The organism is Paraburkholderia sp. J7 (genome assembly GCF_905220155.1).
GTDB lineage: Bacteria > Pseudomonadota > Gammaproteobacteria > Burkholderiales > Burkholderiaceae > Paraburkholderia.
Genome location: NZ_CAJMYZ010000002.1, coordinates 293,438 through 316,080 on the forward strand (window position 1 = coordinate 293,438; position 22,643 = coordinate 316,080).

Annotated in this window: 23 protein-coding genes; 19 read left to right on the forward strand and 4 right to left on the reverse strand. The window is 65.0% G+C overall.

The genetic code is table 11. The features are described 5' to 3' along the window. Position 1 precedes the first annotated feature (1 nt). Positions 2–1,246 (forward strand): NADH:flavin oxidoreductase/NADH oxidase family protein, encoded by a 1,245-nt coding sequence (locus U5A58_RS04440; RefSeq protein ID WP_321960451.1) that lies wholly within the window; start codon positions 2–4, stop codon positions 1,244–1,246. A 33-nt stretch (positions 1,247–1,279) separates the two neighbouring features. On the opposite strand, the gene U5A58_RS04445 is transcribed toward U5A58_RS04440, so the two are convergent. Then, positions 1,280–1,903, reverse strand: coding sequence for a glutathione S-transferase (locus U5A58_RS04445; RefSeq protein WP_321960452.1), 624 nt, complete (start codon positions 1,901–1,903; stop codon positions 1,280–1,282). A gap of 176 nt (positions 1,904–2,079) precedes the next feature. Here U5A58_RS04445 and U5A58_RS04450 point away from each other — a divergent pair, with 176 nt between their 5' ends. Continuing rightward, entirely contained in the window at positions 2,080–2,739 is a 660-nt protein-coding gene (locus tag U5A58_RS04450; RefSeq protein WP_321908404.1) for a glutathione S-transferase family protein, read from the forward strand. Between the two features lie 74 nt (positions 2,740–2,813). On the opposite strand, the gene U5A58_RS04455 is transcribed toward U5A58_RS04450, so the two are convergent. After that, the gene (locus U5A58_RS04455) at positions 2,814–3,446 is read right to left on the reverse strand and encodes a CGNR zinc finger domain-containing protein (protein WP_321960453.1); all 633 of its coding nucleotides are present in this window, start codon (positions 3,444–3,446) and stop codon (positions 2,814–2,816) included. A 175-nt stretch (positions 3,447–3,621) separates the two neighbouring features. Between U5A58_RS04455 and U5A58_RS04460 the strand changes: the two genes are divergently transcribed. The 15 genes from U5A58_RS04460 to U5A58_RS04530 all read left to right on the forward strand — a co-directional run bounded on the left by U5A58_RS04460 (position 3,622) and on the right by U5A58_RS04530 (position 17,148). Beyond that, a complete protein-coding gene (locus U5A58_RS04460; protein WP_321960454.1) occupies positions 3,622–4,317 on the forward strand; it encodes an alpha/beta hydrolase in 696 nt (231 codons plus the stop codon). A 47-nt stretch (positions 4,318–4,364) separates the two neighbouring features. After that, the gene (locus U5A58_RS04465) at positions 4,365–5,216 is read left to right on the forward strand and encodes an alpha/beta hydrolase (RefSeq protein WP_321908411.1); all 852 of its coding nucleotides are present in this window, start codon (positions 4,365–4,367) and stop codon (positions 5,214–5,216) included. Between the two features lie 35 nt (positions 5,217–5,251). Beyond that, positions 5,252–6,022, forward strand: coding sequence for an SDR family oxidoreductase (locus U5A58_RS04470; protein ID WP_321960455.1), 771 nt, complete (start codon positions 5,252–5,254; stop codon positions 6,020–6,022). Between the two features lie 356 nt (positions 6,023–6,378). After that, positions 6,379–6,723, forward strand: a complete 345-nt coding sequence (locus U5A58_RS04475) for a DUF3649 domain-containing protein (protein WP_321960456.1) — start codon at positions 6,379–6,381, stop codon at positions 6,721–6,723. 44 nt (positions 6,724–6,767) lie between these two features. Continuing rightward, the gene (locus U5A58_RS04480; RefSeq protein ID WP_415774162.1) at positions 6,768–8,333 is read left to right on the forward strand and encodes a PepSY-associated TM helix domain-containing protein; all 1,566 of its coding nucleotides are present in this window, start codon (positions 6,768–6,770) and stop codon (positions 8,331–8,333) included. Then, positions 8,333–8,614 carry a DUF3325 domain-containing protein gene (locus U5A58_RS04485; RefSeq protein ID WP_321960458.1) on the forward strand — a complete coding sequence of 94 codons (282 nt, stop codon included), beginning with the start codon at positions 8,333–8,335 and terminating at the stop codon, positions 8,612–8,614. Before U5A58_RS04480 ends, U5A58_RS04485 begins: the two co-directional genes overlap by 1 nt. 197 nt (positions 8,615–8,811) lie before the next feature. Further along, complete coding sequence (locus U5A58_RS04490) at positions 8,812–9,978, forward strand: porin (protein ID WP_321908418.1); 1,167 nt, start codon at positions 8,812–8,814, stop codon at positions 9,976–9,978. A gap of 314 nt (positions 9,979–10,292) precedes the next feature. Then, complete coding sequence (locus U5A58_RS04495) at positions 10,293–10,766, forward strand: glycine zipper family protein (protein WP_321908419.1); 474 nt, start codon at positions 10,293–10,295, stop codon at positions 10,764–10,766. Between the two features lie 190 nt (positions 10,767–10,956). Beyond that, entirely contained in the window at positions 10,957–11,535 is a 579-nt protein-coding gene (locus U5A58_RS04500; protein WP_321908421.1) for a YSC84-related protein, read from the forward strand. A 12-nt stretch (positions 11,536–11,547) separates the two neighbouring features. Beyond that, a complete protein-coding gene (locus tag U5A58_RS04505; protein WP_321908423.1) occupies positions 11,548–12,135 on the forward strand; it encodes a copper-binding protein in 588 nt (195 codons plus the stop codon). 96 nt (positions 12,136–12,231) lie between these two features. Continuing rightward, positions 12,232–12,618: a response regulator transcription factor gene (locus tag U5A58_RS04510; RefSeq protein ID WP_321908425.1), complete on the forward strand. Its 387-nt coding sequence runs from the start codon at positions 12,232–12,234 to the stop codon at positions 12,616–12,618. 83 nt (positions 12,619–12,701) lie between these two features. Then, positions 12,702–14,045 carry a paraquat-inducible protein A gene (locus U5A58_RS04515; RefSeq protein WP_321960459.1) on the forward strand — a complete coding sequence of 448 codons (1,344 nt, stop codon included), beginning with the start codon at positions 12,702–12,704 and terminating at the stop codon, positions 14,043–14,045. Then, complete coding sequence (locus U5A58_RS04520) at positions 14,029–15,654, forward strand: intermembrane transport protein PqiB (RefSeq protein WP_321960460.1); 1,626 nt, start codon at positions 14,029–14,031, stop codon at positions 15,652–15,654. Before U5A58_RS04515 ends, U5A58_RS04520 begins: the two co-directional genes overlap by 17 nt. Beyond that, positions 15,651–16,286, forward strand: coding sequence for a PqiC family protein (locus tag U5A58_RS04525; RefSeq protein ID WP_321908432.1), 636 nt, complete (start codon positions 15,651–15,653; stop codon positions 16,284–16,286). Before U5A58_RS04520 ends, U5A58_RS04525 begins: the two co-directional genes overlap by 4 nt. 19 nt (positions 16,287–16,305) lie before the next feature. Beyond that, positions 16,306–17,148: a hypothetical protein gene (locus U5A58_RS04530; RefSeq protein ID WP_321960461.1), complete on the forward strand. Its 843-nt coding sequence runs from the start codon at positions 16,306–16,308 to the stop codon at positions 17,146–17,148. Between the two features lie 18 nt (positions 17,149–17,166). On the opposite strand, the gene U5A58_RS04535 is transcribed toward U5A58_RS04530, so the two are convergent. Both U5A58_RS04535 and U5A58_RS04540 read right to left on the reverse strand, forming a co-directional pair. Further along, positions 17,167–18,084 (reverse strand): DUF2950 domain-containing protein, encoded by a 918-nt coding sequence (locus U5A58_RS04535; protein ID WP_415774163.1) that lies wholly within the window; start codon positions 18,082–18,084, stop codon positions 17,167–17,169. 11 nt (positions 18,085–18,095) lie between these two features. Continuing rightward, a complete protein-coding gene (locus U5A58_RS04540; protein WP_321960462.1) occupies positions 18,096–19,595 on the reverse strand; it encodes a DUF3300 domain-containing protein in 1,500 nt (499 codons plus the stop codon). A 1,095-nt stretch (positions 19,596–20,690) separates the two neighbouring features. On the opposite strand from U5A58_RS04540, the gene U5A58_RS04545 reads away from it, so the two are divergent. Both U5A58_RS04545 and U5A58_RS04550 read left to right on the forward strand, forming a co-directional pair. Continuing rightward, entirely contained in the window at positions 20,691–21,989 is a 1,299-nt protein-coding gene (locus U5A58_RS04545; RefSeq protein WP_321960463.1) for a HAMP domain-containing sensor histidine kinase, read from the forward strand. After that, positions 21,986–22,621, forward strand: coding sequence for a response regulator transcription factor (locus tag U5A58_RS04550; RefSeq protein WP_321908439.1), 636 nt, complete (start codon positions 21,986–21,988; stop codon positions 22,619–22,621). The genes U5A58_RS04545 and U5A58_RS04550 overlap by 4 nt, the downstream gene beginning before the upstream one ends. The last annotated feature ends 22 nt before the right edge of the window (positions 22,622–22,643 follow it).

Genomic DNA, 22,643 nt, shown 5'->3' on the forward strand with positions numbered 1-22,643 from the left:
GATGAACGTGTTCGACAAACTGCCATTGCCCAACGGGTCCATGATCCGGAACCGCATCGCCAAGGCCGCCATGGAAGAAAACATGGCAGACGCGGACCACGCCCCGTCCGGGCAACTGATGCGTCTCTATCAGGCGTGGGCGCAAGGCGGTGCCGGGTTGCTCATTACCGGCAACGTGATGGTCGACAGCCGCGCCATGACAGGACCGGGCGGGGTCGTGCTAGAAAATGACAAGCACCTCGAAGCATTCCGGCGTTGGGCGCAGATCGGCCGCTCGAAGGGCGCGCAATTCTGGCTGCAGATCAATCATCCGGGACGGCAGATGCGGGCCAATCTTGGCCAGCAGACATGGGGGCCTTCGGCAGTCCCTCTGGCGCTGGGCAAGATGTCGAAGTACTTCAATACGCCCCACGCGATGACGAGCGAAGTAATTGAAGACGTGATCCAGCGCTTTGCGCGCACGGCGCGGCTGGGCGAACTGGCTGGCTTCACGGGCGTCGAGATCCACGCGGCGCACGGCTATTTGCTAAGCCAGTTTCTTTCCCCGCTCACTAACCTGCGAACGGATCAATGGGGCGGTTCGCTCGAGAACCGGGCTCGCCTGTTGCTGGAGATCGTCAAAGCCGTTCGTGCGGTGGTTTCCCCGCGGTTCGCCGTGGCCGTCAAGCTGAACTCCGCCGATTTCCAGCGCGGGGGTTTCAGTGCCGACGATGCGAGGCACGTCGTGACGTTGCTGAACGATCTCGCAGTCGACCTGGTGGAACTGTCCGGGGGCAGCTATGAAGCCCCGGCCATGCAAGGCGATGCTCGCGATGGGCGCACCCTGGCCCGCGAAGCCTATTTCGTGGAATTCGCGCGCGATATCCGGACGATCGCAAAGATGCCCGTGATGGTCACGGGTGGCATTCGCCGCCGCACCGTTGCCGAACAGGTCATTGCGAGCGGGGTGGATATGGTCGGTATTGGCACCGCCCTGGCGATCGATCCGGGTTTGCCCCGCGACTGGCGTGCCGGCAAAGACAACGCGCCGGCGCTTGCGCCAATCACATGGAAGAACAAACCGCTGGCCTCGCTGGCCAACATGGCTGCAGTCAAGTTTCAGTTGCGCAGATTGAGCCGGGGAAAGACGCCTGATCCGACAGTGTCGCCGTTGCGAGCGCTGATCGTGCAACAACTGGCGGACGTGGCGCGCACCCGCAAATACCGGCGCTGGATGACGCAGCGCCTGAACGTCAGCGTCGGATAGCGGCGCCTGATAGGCAAACCCGCGCGCCGTTCCTCACGGCACCCCGTTCGCGCAATGCAACGCAAACCCGGGGCGTTCGGCGAGCCGCTCGAAATACGCGGAAACGGCGGGCAAACGGGGATGCTCGAACGGCGTGCCGAACCAGCGGTTCACCGACAGCCCAACGGGAATATCCGCAAGCGAAAATTGCGAGCCGGCAACGAACGCGCCGGTTGCCTGCAGCCGCGCGTCGAGAATGCGCATGTGGCGGGTCCAGGTGTCGATCGAAAGGGCAATGTCCTTCGTCGCCTGGTGAGCGGGCGACGCTCGGACCAGACCGAGAAATGCATCGCTCCACGAGCGGTTCAGATCGGTCGCCTGCCAGTCCATCCATTGATCGACGCGCGCACGCATCACGGCATCGGCAGGATACAGATGCGCGCCGCCATAGCGCGACGCCAGATAGCGGATGATGGTGTTCGACTCCCACAGAACGAAATCGCCGTCCTTGATGACCGGCACGAGCGCATTGGGATTCAATGCGAGGAACTCGGGCTCATGTGTCGAGCGAAAGCCCGCGCCCCAATCCTCCCGCTCGAAGGGAAGGTTCAATTCGACACAGGTCCAGAGCACCTTGCGAACGTTGATGGACGATGCTTTGCCAAGTATGTTGAGCATATCGAGAGGGCAGCGAAGGGAAACCGCACGCGTGCACGATACGTCACGCGTCGGGCCGGCGCCATGTACAGTTGCCCGAACACGCGCCGCTGCAGTCGCTGGCCGCGCTTGCAATCCGCACGCAACCGGCGCATGGTTCAACGACTTGCCCCCCGCTCGAATCAGGAGACTCGACGATGTCGCTCGCGCTATATGGTCACCCGTTTTCCTCGTACACGCAGAAAGTGCTCGTCGCGCTGTACGAGAACAACACACCGTTCGAATTTCGCGGCATCGGTCCGGATTCGCCCGAACATACGGCGCAGTGGCTGCAACGCTGGCCGCTGCGCAAGTTTCCGGTGCTCGTGGACGGCGAGCGCAACGTTGCGGAAACAAGCATCATCATCGAATACCTGCAACTCGAGCATCCCGGGCCGGTACGCCTGCTGCCCGCCGATCCCATGGCCGCGCTCGACGTGCGCTTTCTCGACCGCTTTTTCGACCTGCACGTCATGACGCCCGTGCAACGCGCCGTGGACGGCGCGTTGACCGGCGACCCGGCGAGGCGCGACGAAGGGCGGGCCTTTGCGGCCGAAAAGCTCGAACTTGCTTATGCATGGCTCGAAGGCCATCTCGCGGGCAAAACCTGGGCGGCGGGCGAGGACTACACGATGGCGGATTGCGCCGCGTCTTCGTCGCTCTTCTACGCGGACTGGACGCATCGCATCGCCCCGGCGTATCCCGTGCTGCGCGCCTATCGCGAGCGCCTGCTCGCGCGGCCTTCGTACGCACGTGCCGTGAACGAGGCGCGGCCGTACCGTCCGCTCTTTCCGCTCGGCGCACCGGATCGCGACTGACGTGATTCGGTAAGGTATCCGAATGACTGCGCGAAGAAAAAATACAGAGAGGCAAGCCTGACCATGCCAACGCCTCAGGCGCCTTCGCGCTCCTTGAGCCGTTTGCGGTGCGCGGCAACTTTCGCGCGATTCCCGCAGATCGCCATGCTGCACCAGCGGCGCGCGTGGCCGCGCGTATGGTCGGCGAAGAGCAGCGTGCATTTCGGCCCTTCGCACGCTTTCACGTGCGTGAAGTCTTGCTCGCACACCAGTTGCGCCAGCGCTTCGGCAATCGGCATCAACAGCGATTCCGGCGATTTCCAGCGCCGGTTCACGCGGTACTCGAACGCCGCCGCGCCTTCGCTACCGGCTGCAACGACTTCGCCGTAGCGATCGTCGCGCGCGAGCAGGTCGTTCAGTGGCGCAAGTTCGCCCAAATCAGAGCCGGCTAGCGGCCGGCCTTTTCTTTCCCGCACGAAGCCCCGGAACCATTCGCGCAGGGCGCGCGCCTCGCCAGCGACCGTGTCGAACTCGGCGGCCGTGAACTGCGCGCGCAGGGCGGCGAGCGCCGATGCGGGGGCCATGCCCGCCTGTTCGAGCCACGACAGCAAACCTTCACCGTCGGCGATCCAGTCGATGGGCACGTCCACCGGTGTCGCGACCGAGTTCAGGAAGTCGAGCCCGGGCGCGTCGGCCACGAATATCGCAGGTGTTGGACGGTAGTCCATGTTCTTGCCGCAAAAAGGGTAATCAGGGTGCATTCAGTGTAACCATTAAAATCGTTCTTGACAAGTTACATCACCGATGAGTAACCTCTAAAACGTGATTAATATGGTTACTCAACGCGACGGCGCAGAGCGAACGAAGTCGCAGTCAGCGCCACTTTCTTCCAGGGAGCAGGGCATGTCTCACGGCAATACGAGGGTGGTGCTGGCGCACGGCGCATGGGCGGACGGGTCGAGCTGGAGCAAGGTAATCGAACGGCTGAGCCGTCAGGGCATCGACGCGGTGGCCGCGCCGCTTCCGCTCACATCGCTCGGTGACGATGTGGCGGTGCTCGGGCGCACGCTCGAACGCGTGGACGGGCCGGTCGTGCTGGCCGGCCACGCGTACGCGGGGGCCGTGATCGGCGCGACGCGCGCCGCGAACGTCGCGGCGCTGGTGTACGTGGCTGCGCTCGCGCCCGACGAGGGCGAGACCGTGGCCGACGTGTTCTATCGCGGCAAGACGCACCCGCAGGCGCCGCAACTCGCGCCCGACCGCCACGGCTGGATCTGGCTGCCGCACGAGGCGTTCGCCAATGCGTTCGCACAGCACGCCACGCCGCAGGAGGCGGCGGCGCTCGCCGCGATCCAGCGTCCCATTGCGGCGGCCTGCATTGGCGAAGCGGTGGCGCGTCCGCTATGGAGAGACCGGCCGGCCTGGTTTCTCGTCGCCGGCGAGGACCGCATGATCGATCCCGACACACAGCGCTTCATGGCAAGCCGCATGAACGCCCAGATCCGCGCCCATGAAGTCGACCACACGCCGAGCGTCACGGCGCCCGACGCCGTGGTGCAAGTCATTGCCGAAGCCGTTCGGTCCGTCTCTTCGCGCTAACCCGCGCGATTGTCCATTTATCTGTCCGTTCAACTCTGGAGGAACCCATGGCAGCCATTACCTACCGCCGCGCCGATGTCGACGGTTTCAACGTGTTCTACCGCGAAGCCGGGCGCACCGGCGCACCGAAGCTCCTGCTCCTGCACGGCTTTCCGAGCGCCGGCCACATGTTCCGCGACCTCATTCCGAAGCTCGCCGAGCGCTTTCATATCGTCGCGCCGGACCTGCCGGGCTTCGGTCAATCGGACTTGCCGGACCGGGACCAATTCGCGTACACGTTCGAGAACATCGCGAACGTGATCGCGCGCTTTACCGAACGCATCGGCTTCGACCGGTTCGCGGTGTACGTATTCGACTACGGCGCGCCCACGGGCTTTCGTCTCGCGCTGGCGCATCCCGAGCGCATCACGGCGATCATTTCGCAAAACGGCAATGCCTACGAGGAGGGCCTCAGCGACGGCTGGAATCCGATTCGCGCTTACTGGCAGGACCCGTCGCCCACGAATCGCGACGCGCTGCGCGCCATGCTCACGCGCGAAGCGACGATCTGGCAATACACGCACGGGGTGCCCGATGCGTCGGCGGTGTCGCCGGACGGCTATTCGCTCGACGACTACTACATGAACCGACCCGGCGCGCGCGAGATCCAGCTCGACCTGTTCCGCGATTACCGGAGCAACGTGGCGCTGTACCCGGCGTTTCAAGCGTACTTCCGCAAGCACCAGCCGCGGTTTCTCGCCGTGTGGGGCAAGAACGATCCGTTCTTTCTGCCTCCAGGCGCAGAGGCGTTCAAGCGCGACTTGCCGCAAGCGGTGGTGCGCTTTTTCGACACCGGGCACTTCGCACTGGAAACGCACGCCGACGAGATCGGCACGGCGATCACGCAGTTTCTCGAATAATGATTCGTCATACTGATCGAACGAGGAGTGGGAAGATGGTCAGCAAAGTCGCAATCGTAACGGGCGCAAGTCAGGGCATTGGCCGAGCGACGGCCGTGAGGCTGGCGCGCGACTTCGACGCTGTCGCCGTGGTGGCGCGCAACCGCGAGCAACTCGAGCAGACCGCCGCGCAGGTGAGGGAGGCAGGCGCCGAGGCGCTCGTCATCGACATCGATCTGTCGCTTGCCGAAGCTGCGCGACACGTGGTGGAGCAAACGCTCGCGGCGTTCGGGCGCATCGACGCGTTGCTCAACATTGCGGGCGCGGTGCCGCAGATCGATCTGTTCGAAATGACCGACGAGCAATGGGAGGCCGGTCTCGCGCTGAAACTGCACGGCGCGAGACGCTTGACGATCGAAGCCTGGCCCGCACTGAAGGCGAGTTCCGGCGCGGTCGTGCTGATGTCGGGCAATTCGGCCGTGTTTCCGAAGGCGCCCTATGCGGCAGTCGGCACGATCAACGCGGCGATTGTCGCGCTCGCGAAGGCGTTTTCGGACCGCGGCATCGCAGACGGCGTGCAGGTCAACAGCGTGCTGCCCGGCCCCGTGATGACGGGCCGCCGCCAGTCGTATCTGGAACACTGGGCGCCGCTGCACGACATGAGCGTGGCGGAAGCTACGGCGAAATTCCCGGCCGAAGCGGGCATTGCGCGCTACGGCACGCCCGAGGAGATCGCCGAACTGATGGCGTTCATCGTCTCGCCCAGCGCGCACTGGATGACCGGCACGACGCTCAGAATGGACGGCGGCGAGGTCAAGTCGATCTGAGCGCCGAAGGCGCGCCGGGAGCTGTGCTGGCGCGCCTGGTCGTACGAGATGGATGCATGAACAACCAATGACGCAGGCGCTCGCCTGCGTTTTCGCATGGGTCCGCCGTTTTGCCCACATGGCGCGTACCGGGTATCATCACGACCTCGTCGGTAATACATCAACGCCCCCCAATACGATCCGGACACCTCGCGTGAAGCGCAGGTGAGCATTGGCGCGCGCCTGCGCAGGCCGCCGCGCCCTGGTGCAGATCGACATCTCAAGCTTGCAGGAAGCGTCATGAAACGAGTTTTGGCGGGGTTATTGCTGTCTACGCGTTCGCCTGGGGGCGGCGCCGCAGCCGCGCGAGCGGCGGCATGAGCACAACGCTCGCATTCATGCGTCGCGCGGGCCCGCTTGCCGCGCGTATTGCCGGCGCGATTGTCGGCGGCTATGCGCTTGGCGCACTCGCGAGCGTGGCTGCGCTCGCGCTGCCCATGAGCGCACCGCAAGGCGTCATCGCGGGCATGCTGGCGAGCTTCATTGTCTACACGGGCGCGGTGATCTGGGTATTTCTCGCGCGAAGCGCGCGGCGCGCGTGGGTCGGCTTGCTGCTCGCGGCGCTGCCGCTCGCATTGGCGGCGTGGTGGGCTTCGTCGTCGGTTGCGTCCGCAACGTCTGCTGAACCCGGCGTAGCGGCGGCGGGAGGCACGCACACATGACGTATTCGGACAAACAACCGCAAGCCCGCGGCGTGCGTCAGAGCATGTCCGGTCTCCACACGTGGGCCGGCTTGCTCGTGGGCTGGATTCTCTACGCGATGTTCCTGACCGGCACGGTCAGCTACTTCAAGGAGGAGATATCGCAGTGGATGCGGCCTGAAATCGCGCACCAGCAGGTCGCGCTCGACCCCGCCGCCGTTGCGCAGCGCGTGAACGGCACGCTCGAAACGCTTGCGGCAGGCAGCCCGCAGTGGAGCATGCAACTGCCGACCGAACGCAGCAATATCGCCAGCGCGTTCTGGCGTATGCCCGCTACGGCGTCAGGCAAGCGCGCCTTCGGCGAAGCGACCTTCGATCCCGCATCGGGCGACAAGGTCAGCGCGCGCGACACGCTGGGCGGCGAGTTCTTCTATCGTTTTCATTTCCAGTTCTACTACATGCCGGTGATGTGGGGGCGCTGGCTGGCGGGACTGTGCGCGATGTTCATGCTCGTGGCGATCGTGAGCGGCGTGATCACGCACAAGAAGATCTTCGTGGACTTCTTCACCTTCCGCTGGGGCAAGGGCCAGCGTTCATGGCTGGACGCCCATAACGCGCTTTCGGTGTTCGGCCTGCCATTCCACCTCATGATCACGTACACGGGCCTCGTCACGCTGATGACGATGTACATGCCATGGGGTGCGCAAATCGCGCTGAAGACGCCTGCGCAGCGCGAAGCGCTGGCCGCGCAGATGAGCGCGTATATCCAGCCCGGCAAGCCGCTCGGCGTGAAAGCGCCGCTCGCGCCGGTAGACGCGATGGTGCGCGAAGCACAGGCGCGCTGGGGACGAGACAACGTGCTGCGCGTGACGGTGACGAACCCCGGCGACGCGAGCGCGCGCGTGGCCGTTTCGCGGGGCGAGGCCGAACGCGTGTCGACGAGTCCGCAGTACCTGCTGTTCGACGGGGTGAGCGGCAAATTGCTTAGCGTGAACGACAGCGTGGGCGGGGCGGCCGAAACGCGCGGCGTGCTGTACGCGCTGCACATGGGGCGCTTCAGCGACCTGCAGTTGCGCTGGCTGTATTTCATCGTGAGCCTCGCGGGCACGGCGATGGTCGGCACCGGGCTCGTGATGTGGACGGTGAAGCGCCGCCAGAAGCTGCCCGATCCCGAACGGCCGTACTTCGGCTTTCGCGTGGTGGAGCGCCTGAACATCGCGAGCATCGCCGGACTCTCCATTGCGATGACAGGCTATGTGTGGGCCAACCGTCTGCTGCCGGTCTCGCTCGCGCATCGCGCGGACGCGGAAATCAACGCGTTCTTCGCGATCTGGGCGGCCACGTTGCTTTACGCGCTTGCGCGCCCCGCGAAACGCGCGTGGATCGAGTTGCTGTGGCTCGCGGCTGCCTTGCTGGCGTTGTTGCCCGTGCTCAATGCATTGACCACCCAGCGCCCGCTTTGGCGCAGTCTCGCCGATGGCGACTGGGTTTATGCCGGCTTCGATCTGATGATGTGGGCGTTTGCCGCGCTGCACGCGGTGCTCGCGCTACGCACGGCGCGGCACCGGCCGCGCACGAAGGCGGTGGGCAAGCGCGGCGTGGACGCACACGCGGCACAGGAGGACGCGTGATGCCGGTTCTCGCTTTGCTGCTGTGCGTGAGTGCTTTTACGTGTCTCGCGATGGCGATGGAGCGTCATCAGGAGGCGTTGTTGCGCGCGCGGTTGTCCGCCGCGCTTACTCGTGTTCTGCGCTGTGCGGGTTGGTGCGCGCTATTCGTTGCGCTATGGCTCGCGGTGGCGGGCAAGGGCTGGGCGCGTGGCCTCGTCTGGTATAGCGGATGCACGAGCCTCGCCGCAGGTATCGTGTATGGACTCCTGATTGTTTATGCGCAGCGGATTTCAGTGCGATAGGGAAAGGGCTTTTCGGCATTTGCAAACATGCCGGTATCAATGCGTTATGTAAGTTGCGGTTACAGAGCGGCAGCCTTCAATCGTGCCGTATTCAGTGTCTTGCGCCGACAACGGAACCAATTTCACGCGCAGGTCGTTCCAAAGCAAGCGACTAATATAGGAATACCGATTACCCGGTGCGTGAAGGAGTTGCAAACATGAAAAAGCTTGCGCTTATGTTGCTTCCTGTTCCGCTTTCCATGCTGGCGCCGGTGGCACAAGCGCAAAGCAGCGTCACCTTGTATGGCGTGATCGACGAAGCCTTCCAGTTCGTCCACAACGCCGACGCCGAGGGAAACAACCTGTATCGGATGCAAGGTGGCAATCTGCAAGGGTCCCGCTGGGGAATGAAGGGAACGGAAGACCTGGGCGGCGGCTTGAAAGCGATCTTCCAGCTGGAAAGCGGATTCGATATCAATAGCGGCACTTCGGAACAGGGCGGACGCCTGTTCGGCCGCCAGGCATTCGTGGGTTTGACGCACTCGCAGTACGGCACGCTGACACTGGGCCGCCAGTACGACCCGGTCGTCGATATGGTCCAGCCGCTTACCGCAGACAATTACTGGGGCAGCACGTTCGCCACGCCGGGCGACGTCGACAACAACGACAACAGCTCTCGTACGAACAATGCGATCAAATATCTCTCGCCGCAATTTGCGGGCTTCCAGGTCGAAGGCATGTATGCGTTCGGCGGCGTCGCGGGCGCGACGGGTTCGCAGCAGACCTGGTCGGCGGCAGCGAGCTATGTGACTGGCCCGTTCAGCATCGCGGCAGGTTACTTGCGCATGTATAACGCAAACTCCACGATTCCTCGCGCCAACTGGACCAGCACCTCGGACGGCACGTTCGATGGCGGTTTTCAGAACCTCGCATACGAAACGGCCAAGTGGGTCGGCATTGGCTCCGTTGCCCTGCAATACGTGGCCGGACCCTTTACATTCGGCGGCCGGTATAGCAACGCGCAGTACAAGGCCGACGCCCAGTCGCTGTTCCCATCGAACCAGCGCTACAACGTTGCTGGCGGTTTCGTGAACTATGCGCTCACGCCGGCGTCTCTCGTCGGGATTGGCTATACGTGGACGCACAGCGCGGGCGACACCTCGGCAACCTATAACCAGGTCTCGCTGGGCGGCGACTACAACCTCTCCAAGCGTACCGACGTGTACCTTGTCGGCGCGTGGCAGCACGCCAACGGCACGCAGCGCGTGCCGACCGCTACAGGCTCCATCCTGACCACCGCGGTGGCTTCCGTGGCGGACTATGGGCTCAACGGCAGCTCGAGTTCGCAGTTCATGGTGAGTCTCGGCATCCGTCATAAGTTCTGATCGGGCCGCGGCATCCGCCCCGGCACGCCTTCTGCGCCCGCCGCACCGCATGGCCGCTCCGGCCGTGCGCCGGCGGGCGCGCCATTTCGCCTTCGAGCCGCCTTTCAGCCGCGCCAGGTGGCGGTAGGACCATGGTCTGATTGTCTTCGCTGTACCGCTCCCACATCATTGAACGGACCACTGCGCCGGCCGCACGGTGCAGTGTTCGCCCTGGATTTGGGCGTTGTGCCGACAGCACGGCGCTCGCTTCCCAACCTCCCGCCGATAGCAGCAGGCGTAATCGGCGCGCTCTCGCACGCGCCCAAGGAGTTGATATGGATACCTATATAAATCGCCGGACAGGCGCTCTGTGCGCCGCCGTGCTGCTTTTGGCGAGCGCCGCGCAGGCAACGCCTATTGCTTATCCCGCGAAGGGGCAGAGCGCACAGCAACAGCATGCGGACGAATCGGCCTGCTACTCCTGGGCGAAGAGCAACACGGGAATCGACCCGAAACAGGTTGCGGCGACACCACCGCCGCCTTCGGGCCCTGCCGTGGGCGGTGGCCAACGTGTTCAGGGCGCGGCGCGCGGCGCGGCGGGCGGCGCGGTGATCGGCGCGATTACCGGCGACGCGGGTAGAGGCGCGGCGGTAGGCGCTGCGGCCGGAACGATGGTGGGCGGCTCGCGCGCGCGCCAGGACCGGCGCGCGCAGCAGGCCAACGCGCAGCAACAGCAGCAGGGCGCCATTGACACGTTCAACCGCGCGTTTGCCGCTTGCATGCAAGGGCGCGGCTATACGGTCCAGTAAGACTCGCCGTGCCTCGGGGCGGCGTAAGACCAAGGTCCGATTTGTCCGCTGCGATGCGTCTGCGACTATGTCACTGAACGATGAGCCACGCTTGGCAACGATGTGCGAGCAACGTCTCATTCAGGCGTGACGTTCGATCCGCATACGTGAGTGCTGTGTCCGGGCTGTAAAAACTCAATGGAGGACAACGATGAAGCGACGGATTTTTGTGCTTACGGCGGCTGCTGCGGCTGGGCTGGCCGTTGCGGGGTGCAGCACGACCACGAGCAGTGGAACGAGCGGCGCGACCGACGCGGCAAAACGCCAGGAAATCGATGCGTCCGTGGACGGGACGATGTCACGGCTGTTCTCGACGGTCCCAGGCTCGCAAGAACTGGTTTCCAAGGCGCAAGGCGTGCTGGTGTTTCCTTCGGTCGGGAAGGCGGCGTTCATCATCGGCGGGGCATATGGGCAGGGCGCGCTGCGCGTAGGTGGAGCGACAGTCGGGTACTACAGTACGGCGGCCGCTTCGTTCGGCTTGCAGGCAGGGGTGCAGTCGACCGCGGTGATTTTCCTCTTCATGACGCAGGACTCGCTCGACAAGTTCCGCAACTCCAAGGGCTGGTCGGTTGGCGGCGACGTTGCCGTTACGCTCGTCAAGGTCGGTGCGAATGGCCAGATCGACACGAGAACCGCAACGGCGCCGGTCCAGGCGATCGTGATGACCAATACGGGCATCATGGCCGACGCGTCGGTAGCCGGCACGAAGGTGACGAAGCTCGATCTGTAACAGGAGGTCGCGATGCCGTACCTCAAGTGGGTTGTTTCAGCGGCCATTGTCGCCGCGGCTCAGCTTGCCGCGGCGCAGGGGCAGACCACGGCCAACGTGACGCACGAGCCGGGCAAGGCAACCGTGACCGGCATGCATACGGTGACGGCGACCATCACGAAGATCGACGCCGATACGCGCACCGTCACGCTCAAGCGCCACGACGGCAAGCTGGTCGAAGCCGAGTTGGGGCCGGAAGTCAGAAACTTCGCTCAGCTAAAGGTTGGCGATGTCGTGACCATGACCTATAAGGAATCGCTTACGCTGAGCCTGAAAAAGGGAGGCGGCGAGGAGACCTCGATACAGGAAACGCCGCAAGTCGAGCGCGCGGCTGCCGGCGAAAAGCCCGGCGGCATGGTCGGGCGTCAGGTGAAGGTGACGGCGAATGTCGTGTCGGTCGACGCGAAGACGAAAACGGTCACGTTGATGGGACCCGAAGGCGGGACGATGGACCTGCACGTCGAGGATCCCCAGCAGCTCGCGAACGTGAAGGTCGGCGATCAGGTCGAGGCTGTGTATACGGAAGCGTTCGCCGTATCCGTCAAGCCTGCACACAAGTAGTCGCGCATGGGGCAGCCGCTTGTGCCCGGGACGCCGGTCGGCGCGTACGGCGGCGCGGGTCTGGCTGTCCCCATCGGTAACCGAGCGCACAGTCATATGAGCAACGTGACACGATCCGTGGCCGTCGTCGACGACGAGGTGTCGGTCGGGCGAGCCATCCAGCGCTTGCTGAAGTCGGTCGGCATCGACTCCGACGTGTACACCAGCGGCGAGGCATTTCTCAACGCGCTGGCGGCTGCGGCGCCTCATGCGCCGACGTGCGTGATCCTCGATATCCAGATGCCCGGCATCAACGGTATCGAAGTGCAGCGCCGGCTGGGCGGCACCGGCATACAGTGCATCGTTATTACGGCGCACGACGATGCGCGCGTGCGCGAGCAGGCGCAGGCAGCCGGGGCGGTCGCGTACCTGCGCAAGCCGTTCGACGACTCCGCGCTCATAGGTGCGGTCCACGCGGTGCTTGGCGTGGCGCCGCCAGGCTGACGCCACGCAGGCCGAACCGGTACAGCGACGATGCAGCGACCACGCCACGACCATGCCACAACCGGCGCCAGGGAGGCCCCGCGATGAAGCGCGCCGAGCTTCTTGTTTGCCACGACTGCGATCTCATGCAGCGCGGCGCGGCTTGTCCGCCTCGCGGCACGCTGCGATGCGTGCGCTGCAACGCCGAGCTGGAGCGGGATCTCCCGGAAAGCCTCGGACGTGCGCTCGCGTTCGCGTTGGGCGCGCTCGTGCTGTTCGTCATCTCCAACCTGTATCCGATCGTCGGGCTCGCGGTGAACGGCAATCTAGTGCTCACGACACTGTGGCATTCGGTCGAGATTCTCTATCTCGACGGCATGTGGCCCATCGCGGCGCTGGTGTTCGCCACGACGATCCTCATGCCGGGCATGCAGGTCGCCTGTCTGCTCGCCCTTCTCGTGCCCGTTGCGCTCAACCGCGCGCCCTGGCGGGCGCCGGTCCTGTTTCGCGTGCTGTACATCGCACGGCCCTGGGGCATGACCGAGGTGCTGATACTTGGCCTGCTGGTCGCGCTCGTGAAGCTGTCTCATATCGCAACCGTCGTGACGGGCGTTGCATTGTGGTCGTTTGGCGCGTTGATGCTGGTGCTCGCGGGCGCGAGCGCGGCGTTCGACGCGCGCCAGTTCTGGGCGCGCGTGGCGCGCGCGAAGCAGCAGGCCAACGCAACCAGGGCGGCCGGCGTAGCCGCAGTGCCCGACGTGACAACGAGCTTCGCGCCCGGCGAGGCGGCCGGAGCACGAGGCGGCCGGATTGCAGGCACGCTCACGGGTGCTGCGTGCGGGATCGCGCGCTGCCACGCGTGCGGCATGCTCGCGCGCATGCCGGCGGCCGCGCATGCCGCAACGTGCCCGCGCTGCGGCAGCGCGCTGCATATGCGCAAGGTCGCGAGCCTCTCGCGCACGTGGGCGCTCCTGGTCGCGGCGGTGGTGCTGTACGTGCCTGCGAACGTGCTGCCCGTCATGGACACGAGTTCGCTGTTCGGCACGCAGAAGGACACGATCATGAGCGGCGTGGTGTATCTGTGGGTGTCGGGCTCGTGGCCGCTCGCGCTGCTCGTGTTCATTGCCAGCATCGCGGTGCCCATGCTGAAGATTCTCGGGCTTTCGTATCTGACGTGGTCCACGCAACGCCGCTGGACGTGGCTGCCCGAGCAGCGCACCCGCATTTACCGGCTGATCGAACTGGTCGGCCGCTGGTCGATGCTCGACATCTATGTCATCACGATGCTCGTTGCGCTGGTGCAGTTCAATGCGCTCGCCACGATCAAGGCGGGGCCCGCCGCGATCGCTTTCGGCGCGGTCGTGATCCTCACGATGTTTGCCGCGAACATGTTCGATCCGCGTCTGATCTGGGACGCTGTGGAGCGCGAGAATGGCAGCCCCAGGTAACGACAATTCCGTGCCGGATCTGCCCGAGGCGAAGCCGGTGCAGGGCTCGCGCTGGCGCATGCAGATCGTCTGGCTCGTGCCGATCGTCGCGGTGCTCATCGGCGGCTGGCTCGCCGTCAAGGCCATCGTCGAGGAAGGGCCGACCATCACGATCAGCTTCAAGACCGGCGACGGCCTCGAGGCCGGCAAAACGAAGATCAAGTACAAGGACGTCGATATCGGCGTGGTGAAGGCGGTCACGCTCTCGCCCGATCACAAGCGTGTGATTGCGACGGGCGAACTCGTGAAAGACGCCACGAGCATGCTCGTCGACAACACGCGCTTCTGGGTCGTGCGCCCGCGCATTTCGGGCGGCACCGTGTCGGGCCTCGGCACGCTGCTGTCGGGCTCCTTCGTCGGCATGGACGAAGGCAACTCCACCAAAACACGCCACGACTTCGTGGGACTCGAAGTGCCGCCGGTGATTCCGAGCGACATTCCGGGGCGCGAATTCGTGCTCCACAGCATGAACATGGGCTCGCTCGATGTCGGCTCGCCGGTGTTCTTCCGTCGTCTTCAGGTCGGGCAGATCGCTTCCTACGAAATGGACCCGAACGGCCGCGGCGTGACGCTGCGCGTGTTCGTGAACGCGCCTTACGACAGGTTCGTGCGCAGCGATACGCGCTTCTGGCACGCGAGCGGACTGGACGTGTCGCTGAGCCCCGACGGCGTGCAGATCAACACGCAGTCGGTGGTGTCCATGCTCATTGGCGGCGTGGCGTTCGAATCGCCTGATGCCGAGACCGGCGGCGAGTCGCCCGAGGCCGACGCCAACGCGAAGTTCGAACTCTACGCCACGCACGCCGACTCGATGAAGGTCCATGACCAGATTGTCGATACTTACGTCGTGACGTTCTACGATTCGGTGCGCGGGCTGACCGTGGGCGCGCCCGTCGACTTCCGCGGCGTCGTGATCGGCGAGGTCACACGCATCTACACGCGCTTCGACCCCGCGAAGAAACAGTTCAGCATTCCTGTTGAAATCAACCTGTATCCGGAGCGGTTTACGTCGCGCTACCAGGATGGCAAAGCGGGCGGGCGGCTCAGCGCGCAGCCGCGCCAGCTTGCCGAGTTCCTGGTGGCCAACGGCTTCCGGTTCCAGCTGCGCTCGGGCAATCCGCTCACGGGACAGCTCTACGTTGCCTTCGATGTTTTCCCGGACACGCCGAAGGCGAAAATCGACTGGTCGAGAACGCCGCCCGAGTTGCCGACCGTGCCGCGCACGCTGCAGTCGCTGCAGGATTCGCTCACGCGGCTGCTCGCCAAGCTCAACGGCATTCCGTTCGACGCGATCGGCGCGAACGCCGAGCGCACGCTGCGAAACGCGAACGAGGTGATGGCGAAACTCGGCACCGACGTCGTGCCGCAGGCGCACGACACGCTTTCGGCCGCGCAGTCCACGCTCAACTCGGCCACCGACGCCTTGCAGCCCGACTCGCAGCTTCAGCAGAACACGAGCGACGCCATGCGCGAACTGGCCCGCACCGCCGCTTCCGTGCGCATGCTCACGGACTATCTCGAGCGCCATCCCGAGGCCGTGGTGCAAGGCAAACCAGGAGGCAAGCAGTGAACCGCCGCAACGTGACCTTGCATACCGCGCTCGGCGCTGCGCTGGTGTGGCTCGCCGGATGCTCCTCGCCGTCGCCTACCTTCTATGCGCTGCGCGCCGATGACGGGAGCGCCGCGACAGCGGCCGCAGCGCCCGCCGTCCCAACCGGCGCTGCCGCGCTCGACGTCGTCGTCGGTCCCGTGACCGTGCCCGACATGGTGGACCGGCCGCAGATCGTCACGCGCAATCCGGACAACACGATCGCGATGAACGAGTTCGCGCGCTGGGCCGCGCCGCTCAAGCTGGACATCGGGCGCGTCGTTGCGGCGGACCTCGCGCAGCGGCTAGGCGCGGCGCGCGTTTCGACGGTCGATGTGGGCGCAACGCCGCCGCCGGTCTGGCGCGTTCGTGTGGATATCACGCGCATCGACAGCGTGCTGGGCGATTCGGTGACGATCGACGCGCAGTGGATCGTGAAGCCTCCCGGTCACGCGGCGCTGACGCTCGGGCACACGCTGGCGCACGAGAAGGTGACGAGCCAGGACTACGGCGCGCTCGTCGACGCGCATGACCGCGCACTCGCCGCCATCAGCGCCGACATAGCCGCGGCGATACGCGCTGACCACCCAACAGTTGGTAGTGCGACGGATTGAGCGCACCACGCGGGTTCTCATGAAGACGTTGTGTTGTGCGTTGCTGGCGCTGGGCACGGCGCTGGCGTTGACGTTGGTGGCGGCCCACGATGCCCGGGCCAGCGTGCCGCGCAACGAGGACGCGCCGGCGGGACTCTTCGCGGTGCTCGATTACGTTGTCGCGCCCGCTGAGCCAACGTCCCCGCAAAGCGCGCCTGGCTTGAGCGAGGCCGGCGTGGAGCAGGAGACGATTAAAGCGCGCATTGTCGAAGCATGGTTCTACAGACTGCGCGCGGACCCGGCCGTCGCGGTCGCCGTGCCCGGCGGCGTGGCGGGTCTCGAAGCGCGCTTGCGCGACGACGCGGCGCGCGAACGCCTGATCCACAGTGGCATTGCGCGCCTGACGCCGCCAGACCGGTTGGCGTACTTCACGCTGCTCGCGAAGTACATGAGCCGCGTGGCGCGCGGCAATTGCCAGGGGATCGCGAGCGTGCAGGACATCGCCGACCGTATTTCGATCGGCAGCATGAGCGATGCCGACACGGCCGAATACTTTTCGTTGCTCTACCGCGTGGTGATCCGTTCCCTGCTTGCCGCGCCGCTCACGCTGCCCGCGCCCGCGGCGTACGAGAGCGCGTTGCGGCATCTGGACGATGCGGTCAACGCGGCGCTTGCGGGCGATCCGCTCGCTGTGGCGCGGCTCGAACGCGTCACGAACGGCGGGCCCGGCGCCACGATGGCCGACATCTGCTGGGCGAGCGCGGTGCTCATGCGCTCGACGGCGGCGATGAGCGGACCCGATCGCGACGCGTTGCTGCTCTATATGCTCGGCGAAGGCGCAGCGGTGCGAACACCTGCCCGCGATTCCACGCACGCGCGTTGATCGGTCCGGCGTTGCGCGTCAGGGCGAAGCCTTCGACCAGCCCGGACCCGGATCGAATGACGTCATCGCTTCGGCTTTCGCCGCGCCATCGGGGCCGAGATCGCGCTCGTAGACCTGGCCGTCGTGGCTCACCATGAACGTCTTGATGCCCGTGTCGCCATAGCGCACCGGCCATGCGACGACGCCGAAGCCGCCGAACAGCTTGCCGTGGGCCATATAGTTATACGCGCCGCCCGGCGCGTGCGGCCCCTGAGAGGTCAGCAGCTTGTAGTGGTAGCCGTAGTAGCCAGCGTTTTCGGTGTTGCGCGCGCCGGCTGTGGCAAATGCGACGCCTAGCGGACTTGGCGCCTGGTCGGCGTCGGTCGGCCAGTACAGGCCGTCCTGTTTGCCCGGCGAACTCGCGAGCTTGCTGGCGTAGACCAGCATGTCGCTGCCGTCGTGATACGCCTGCGCATATTCGCGTTGGGCGTCGTAGATCGCGAGCATCGTCTGCATCACGGCAAGCTCGTTGCGGCCGATGCGGCGCACGCGCATTTCCTCGACACCGGCCTGCGTGTCGAAGTGCCAGCCGTGAGCGGTCTTGACGAGCGGAATCGGAAAGGTCCACCCGTCGTCGCCGACGGCGATGGCCGCATGATTTGCATCGGTATCCTGAATGGTGTGCGAGACCTTCCATTCACTGATGAATTTGTCACGGAGCTCGGCGCCCACCGGCGGGATCAGCTGGCGGAAATCCGCGCCGAAGAGCGTGCGCAATTCCGCTTCGTCGTTGCCGGCCACGGCGTCGCCGAACGCCGCCATCGCCGCGTCGGGCGTGGAGAAGGTGCTTTGCCCGGCGGCGAAGCAAGGCCGTGGCGCGTACGCCATGAGCGCGATGGCGATAGCCGCTGCGGCTGCCGCGGTTGCCGCCGGACGGAGAATCTCATGTCTGTTCATGGCTGTTCTCCCTAGCGTCTGCCGCCGCCGCGTCCGCCGCCACCGCCGCGCATGCCGCCGCCGCCGCCGCTTGGGCGATTGAACCCCGAGGATTGCATGCTGGAGCGGCCGCGGCTCGCGTCGCGCTGCGTGGCGCCGCCGCCGCCAACCCCCTGGAAGGCGCTGTCACGTCCGCCGCCGCCGTAGCCTCTGCCACCGCCGGCACCGCCATACCCTCCGCCGCCTGCGCCGGCGCCCGCGCGATTGCCCGCGCCGGCATTGTTGCTCACGCCCGCGCGATTGCCCGCGCCGGCGTTGTTGCTCACGCCCGCGCGATTGCCGCCCGCGTTGCCGCCGGGACCGTTGCCGCCGGGATTGCCGCGATTGCCCGCGCCCCCGTTGTCGGCGATGTTGGCGCGGTTGCCGACACTTGCGTTATTGCCCGCGCCGCCGCGATTGCCGCGATCTCCGCGATCGCCGAGATTGCCCTGATTCGCTTGATTCCCGCGGTTGCCATTGCCGAGGCCCTGGCCGCCTGCACCGCCGCCCCCGCGGTTGCCCGCGCGATCGGCCACGTTCGCGCCGCCTGGGCCACTCTGGCCGTTGCGGCCGCGATAGTCGCGGCGTCCGTCGGCGCCCCCCACGTTGTTGCCGAATTTTTCGCGCGTGGCGTTGTCACGGTACGCAACGCCCTGGCGATGGCTCGAATCGTGCTTCCACTTGCCTCCCTGAACCTTCGTGCTGTCGAAATTGCGATTGACGTTGCGCGCCTTGTTGACGTTGACGTTGACGTCGCCGCCGCCCCAGTTGCAGTTGCTGAAAATCGCGCCCGCTGCGGCAATGCCCACGCCCCATGCGAAGCCGGTCGCCAGCGCGGCGCCGGGATAGTAAGCGGGATATGGCGGCCAGGCGTACGGCGGGTAAGCCGGGGCGCTCCATGCGCCGTATACGACCGTGGGGTTGTACGCGGGCACGTAGATGACCTCGGGGTTGGTGGGTTCGATCTTCACGATGGTCTGGCCGCCCTGCGCGGGCGGCTGTTCGACCACGACTTGTTGCTGCTCGTTGCTCTTCAGGTTGCCGGAGTCCTGCGCGCGCGAGCGCAGGCGCTGCACGGCGGCGAGCACATCTTTTTCCTGGGCGAGAAACGCGTCGCCGAGCTTCTGGGTCCAGTCGAGCTTGTCGCTCATCGGTTCGAGCACCTGCGGGAACGCAACGAGCGATTTCACGCTCGTGTCCCACGACTGGTCCTGCACGGCCTTCACGGCGTCGTCGCCCTTCACCTTCGGGTGCTCCTTGACCCAGCGCGCCGCGTGCACAATTTCCAGCGGGTACGTGGAGGCCATCAGGACTTGTGCCAGCACCGAATCGGGGTAGAGCGCAATCGGCGCCACGAGCGCTTCCAGCTCCTCGGGTTTGTAGGGGGCGGGCTGCGGCGCGTCTTGCGCGCGCAGCGTCTGGGCGCCTGCGAACAGCAACGCGAACACGAGCAGGCAGACCGTGTGCATGCGTTGTTTGATCCATGAAGTCATGGCCGATCCTTCCATTCGTTTGCTCAACCGGAGTACGGGACGGATAGCGACAACGAGACTGGGCGAGCGCGTGCGCGCGCATTCTTCCTTTTCGAGTGTGGCGAGGCGGGGCGGCCCACGCGTATAGTCCGGTAAGCTGCCTCGTGATGGCAATCGGACCAGAGTCCTATTGACACCGCAACAGCTGCGCAACGATGCTATTCGTTCGTCGAAGCGAGCAGCGTGGATACCTGGAGGTCCAAAATGAAGATGCGTTTTGCTGCGCGGTGTGCGACGGTGCTCCTGCTTTGCGCGCCCGTTTTCATGTCTGAGGTATATGCGCAAGCGGGAACGATGGGGACGAGGCAGATGCGCGACGTGCAGCGCAAAGCGGAGCAAAAGGCCCGCTCGAACCAGTCTCAGCAGAATACTCAGAAGAACGCGACGCAGCATCATGCGGCGAGCGCACCGGCGCCGGCTTCGGCACCTTGATCGACAACGAAATCAAACGTGCCGCCGCGCGTGAAAAGTGTGACTGATCGTGCCAGTCATTGAAAGCGGTTTCAGCCTGAAATAATGATCGCGGTTATTTCATTGTCGATAAACCAGATAATTAACAATGCACAAAAAAAGATATTTATTCATATTGAATGGATATCAATATCGATTGTGCGGTCCAATATCGAATTCGAATAAAATGTTCGCAAATATCTCCCGTAAATAGTCAGTGTATACCGGCAATCATACGCACATTAAAGCCCTGCTGGGCTTGAGCGGCGGCATGTGCGGAAAAAATTATCGAAAACAATTGCACCGGGGATCAATCATCGGCAATTTCTTTCATATAATTAACGCGCGGCGAAAGCGTATGGAGACGCTGTTCCGCAACGATGATTCCATCCAGTCTTTTCTTCAATGAATGACTCATTCTCCGCAACTGCCGGAGCGTTCTTCAAAATCTAAAGCAGGCAGTAGTCGGTATTGGGGCGCGCAACCTGGCCCCGCGAACGGCCGGAATTCTGGTGCTCGTCAAATCCGCCCCGCCTGGCGCCGAAGCGTTTGAAGCGATCGAAACGTTTCTCACGCCGCAGCGGGGCAGCGTAGTCGGAGGACACCGTGATCAGGGCAGACATGGGGAACGAAAAACTAAAACTGAACAGATCGAGAGCCGAGCATGCGGCGGCCAGCCTGCTGGCATGGCTCGATAGAATCAAGCCACACAGTCTCCCGAACTCGAAGGCATCGGCCGCGGCCAAAACCGGCCACGTATCGGCGCAGGCCACGCAAGCCATTGCGCAAAGTGTGCACAGCGTGCTCGAAGTCGTGCCTGCAGCGGCGCTGGTGATCGACGAAGCGGGCAACGTTGCGTGGGCGAATGGCATGGCCACCCGCGTGCTCGGCTACGCCCTGGGCGAATTGATCGGCATGCGTGTCGAAACGGTGCTCGTGGCCTGGCGAAGAGACGCGCGCCCGGTATCGTTCGCCGCCCTGCAAGGCGCAGAAGGCATGCCGCACAGCACGACGCGTGTCGCTATCGCGCGCACGAAGAACGGCGCCGATATTGACGTTCACGTGAGCGCTTCGGCTTCGCTCGCCGCCGGACCGGCGGCGCGCATGGTGGTCGTCATCGAACCGGAGCGTCATGACGCGGCGCTCGCGGAACCCGGCAGCGAACCACGCCGGCTGCGCCGGGAGCGGGCGTCCGAAGTGGGCGACATGGCCGCCGCGCTCGCGCACGAAGTCGACCAGCCGCTCACGGCCATTCTGAGCAACGCGCAGGCGGCGCAGCGGTTTCTCGCCCAGAACCCGCCGGCTTTGAGCGATCTGCGGGAACTGCTCGGCGAGGTCGTGTCCGATAGCACCCGTGCGCACGCGATCATCCGCAAGATGCGCCAGTCGGCGCGGTGCGAACCGTCCGAGATGTGTCCGGTCGATGTGGGCAGCCTCGTGCGCGACGTGGTTCGCCTGCTGCGCCGCGAGACGGAAACCTGCGGCGCGGCTGTGGGCGCACGCATCGAAGACGGGCTGCCGCAGGTGCATGGCGATGCGGTCCAACTGCAGCAGGTGCTCGTCAATCTGCTGTTGAACGCGTTCGACGCGGTGCACGACTGCCGCCCCGAAGATCGCAGGGTGTGCATCGTCGTCACGGCCAGCGAAGATCGCGGCAAGGTGCGCCTCGCCATTCGCGATCATGGGCCCGGTGTCGACGCCGACCGGCTCGTCACGCTGTTCAAGCCGTTCATGACGTCCAAGCCGCAAGGGCTGGGCCTTGGCCTCTCCATCAGCCGCACCATTGTGATGGCGCACGGCGGCCAGCTGTGGGCCGAGCGCAACGCCGATCGCGGCCTGACCTTCCATATCGAACTTCCTGCTCAGGGCGCGTACGTGCAGACGAATACGCGTTTTTTACCATGAACTCGCCAACCCCCATCGTGTTTGTCGTGGACGACGACGAACACGTTCGCAACGCGCTGAGCCGCTTGCTGCGATCCGGCGGCTACACGGTGGAGGCCTACGGCAGCGCGAGCGCCTTCCTGCACGGCGCGGATCTGACGAGCGCGCCGGCGTGCCTGCTGCTCGATCTCCAGTTGCCCGACTTGAGCGGCATTGAATTGCAGCAGCGGCTCGAGGGCAGGGTGCCGATCGTCTTCGTTTCGGCTCACGGCGACATGGGCACGGCGGTGCAGGCGATGAAGGCGGGCGCATCGGACTTTCTGACGAAGCCGATCGACGCGAGCGTGCTGTTCGAGGCCACGTCGCGTGCGCTCGAGCGCGGCTGCCAGCTGTTCGAACAACGCGAGCAGCACGCCGAGATCCAGCGCCGCGTCGAAAAGCTGACGCCGCGCGAGCGCGAGGTCATGGCGCTCGTGGTGATCGGCCGGCCGAACAAGCTCGTGGCCGACGAACTGGGCGCGGCGGAGAAAACGATCAAGATTCACCGGGCCCGCGTCATGGAGAAGATGAAAGCGAACTCGCTCGCCGATCTGGTGCGCCTCATGACCACGTTCGACGCCGACGAGCCGCATCCGCTTCGGCATACGGGCTGAGCGAGCTAAGGGGCAGGGCTCC

Excerpts from the sequence above, each read along its gene's own strand:
- U5A58_RS04440 (WP_321960451.1), top strand. The coding sequence starts at position 2 with ATGAACGTGTTCGACAAACTGCCATTGCCCAACGGGTCCATGATCCGG.
- U5A58_RS04445 (WP_321960452.1), bottom strand. The coding sequence starts at position 1,903 with ATGCTCAACATACTTGGCAAAGCATCGTCCATCAACGTTCGCAAGGTG.
- U5A58_RS04450 (WP_321908404.1), top strand. The coding sequence starts at position 2,080 with ATGTCGCTCGCGCTATATGGTCACCCGTTTTCCTCGTACACGCAGAAA.
- U5A58_RS04455 (WP_321960453.1), bottom strand. The coding sequence starts at position 3,446 with ATGGACTACCGTCCAACACCTGCGATATTCGTGGCCGACGCGCCCGGG.
- U5A58_RS04460 (WP_321960454.1), top strand. The coding sequence starts at position 3,622 with ATGTCTCACGGCAATACGAGGGTGGTGCTGGCGCACGGCGCATGGGCG.
- U5A58_RS04465 (WP_321908411.1), top strand. The coding sequence starts at position 4,365 with ATGGCAGCCATTACCTACCGCCGCGCCGATGTCGACGGTTTCAACGTG.
- U5A58_RS04470 (WP_321960455.1), top strand. The coding sequence starts at position 5,252 with ATGGTCAGCAAAGTCGCAATCGTAACGGGCGCAAGTCAGGGCATTGGC.
- U5A58_RS04475 (WP_321960456.1), top strand. The coding sequence starts at position 6,379 with ATGAGCACAACGCTCGCATTCATGCGTCGCGCGGGCCCGCTTGCCGCG.
- U5A58_RS04480 (WP_415774162.1), top strand. The coding sequence starts at position 6,768 with ATGTCCGGTCTCCACACGTGGGCCGGCTTGCTCGTGGGCTGGATTCTC.
- U5A58_RS04485 (WP_321960458.1), top strand. The coding sequence starts at position 8,333 with ATGCCGGTTCTCGCTTTGCTGCTGTGCGTGAGTGCTTTTACGTGTCTC.
- U5A58_RS04490 (WP_321908418.1), top strand. The coding sequence starts at position 8,812 with ATGAAAAAGCTTGCGCTTATGTTGCTTCCTGTTCCGCTTTCCATGCTG.
- U5A58_RS04495 (WP_321908419.1), top strand. The coding sequence starts at position 10,293 with ATGGATACCTATATAAATCGCCGGACAGGCGCTCTGTGCGCCGCCGTG.
- U5A58_RS04500 (WP_321908421.1), top strand. The coding sequence starts at position 10,957 with ATGAAGCGACGGATTTTTGTGCTTACGGCGGCTGCTGCGGCTGGGCTG.
- U5A58_RS04505 (WP_321908423.1), top strand. The coding sequence starts at position 11,548 with ATGCCGTACCTCAAGTGGGTTGTTTCAGCGGCCATTGTCGCCGCGGCT.
- U5A58_RS04510 (WP_321908425.1), top strand. The coding sequence starts at position 12,232 with ATGAGCAACGTGACACGATCCGTGGCCGTCGTCGACGACGAGGTGTCG.
- U5A58_RS04515 (WP_321960459.1), top strand. The coding sequence starts at position 12,702 with ATGAAGCGCGCCGAGCTTCTTGTTTGCCACGACTGCGATCTCATGCAG.
- U5A58_RS04520 (WP_321960460.1), top strand. The coding sequence starts at position 14,029 with ATGGCAGCCCCAGGTAACGACAATTCCGTGCCGGATCTGCCCGAGGCG.
- U5A58_RS04530 (WP_321960461.1), top strand. The coding sequence starts at position 16,306 with ATGAAGACGTTGTGTTGTGCGTTGCTGGCGCTGGGCACGGCGCTGGCG.
- U5A58_RS04535 (WP_415774163.1), bottom strand. The coding sequence starts at position 18,084 with ATGAACAGACATGAGATTCTCCGTCCGGCGGCAACCGCGGCAGCCGCA.
- U5A58_RS04540 (WP_321960462.1), bottom strand. The coding sequence starts at position 19,595 with ATGACTTCATGGATCAAACAACGCATGCACACGGTCTGCCTGCTCGTG.
- U5A58_RS04550 (WP_321908439.1), top strand. The coding sequence starts at position 21,986 with ATGAACTCGCCAACCCCCATCGTGTTTGTCGTGGACGACGACGAACAC.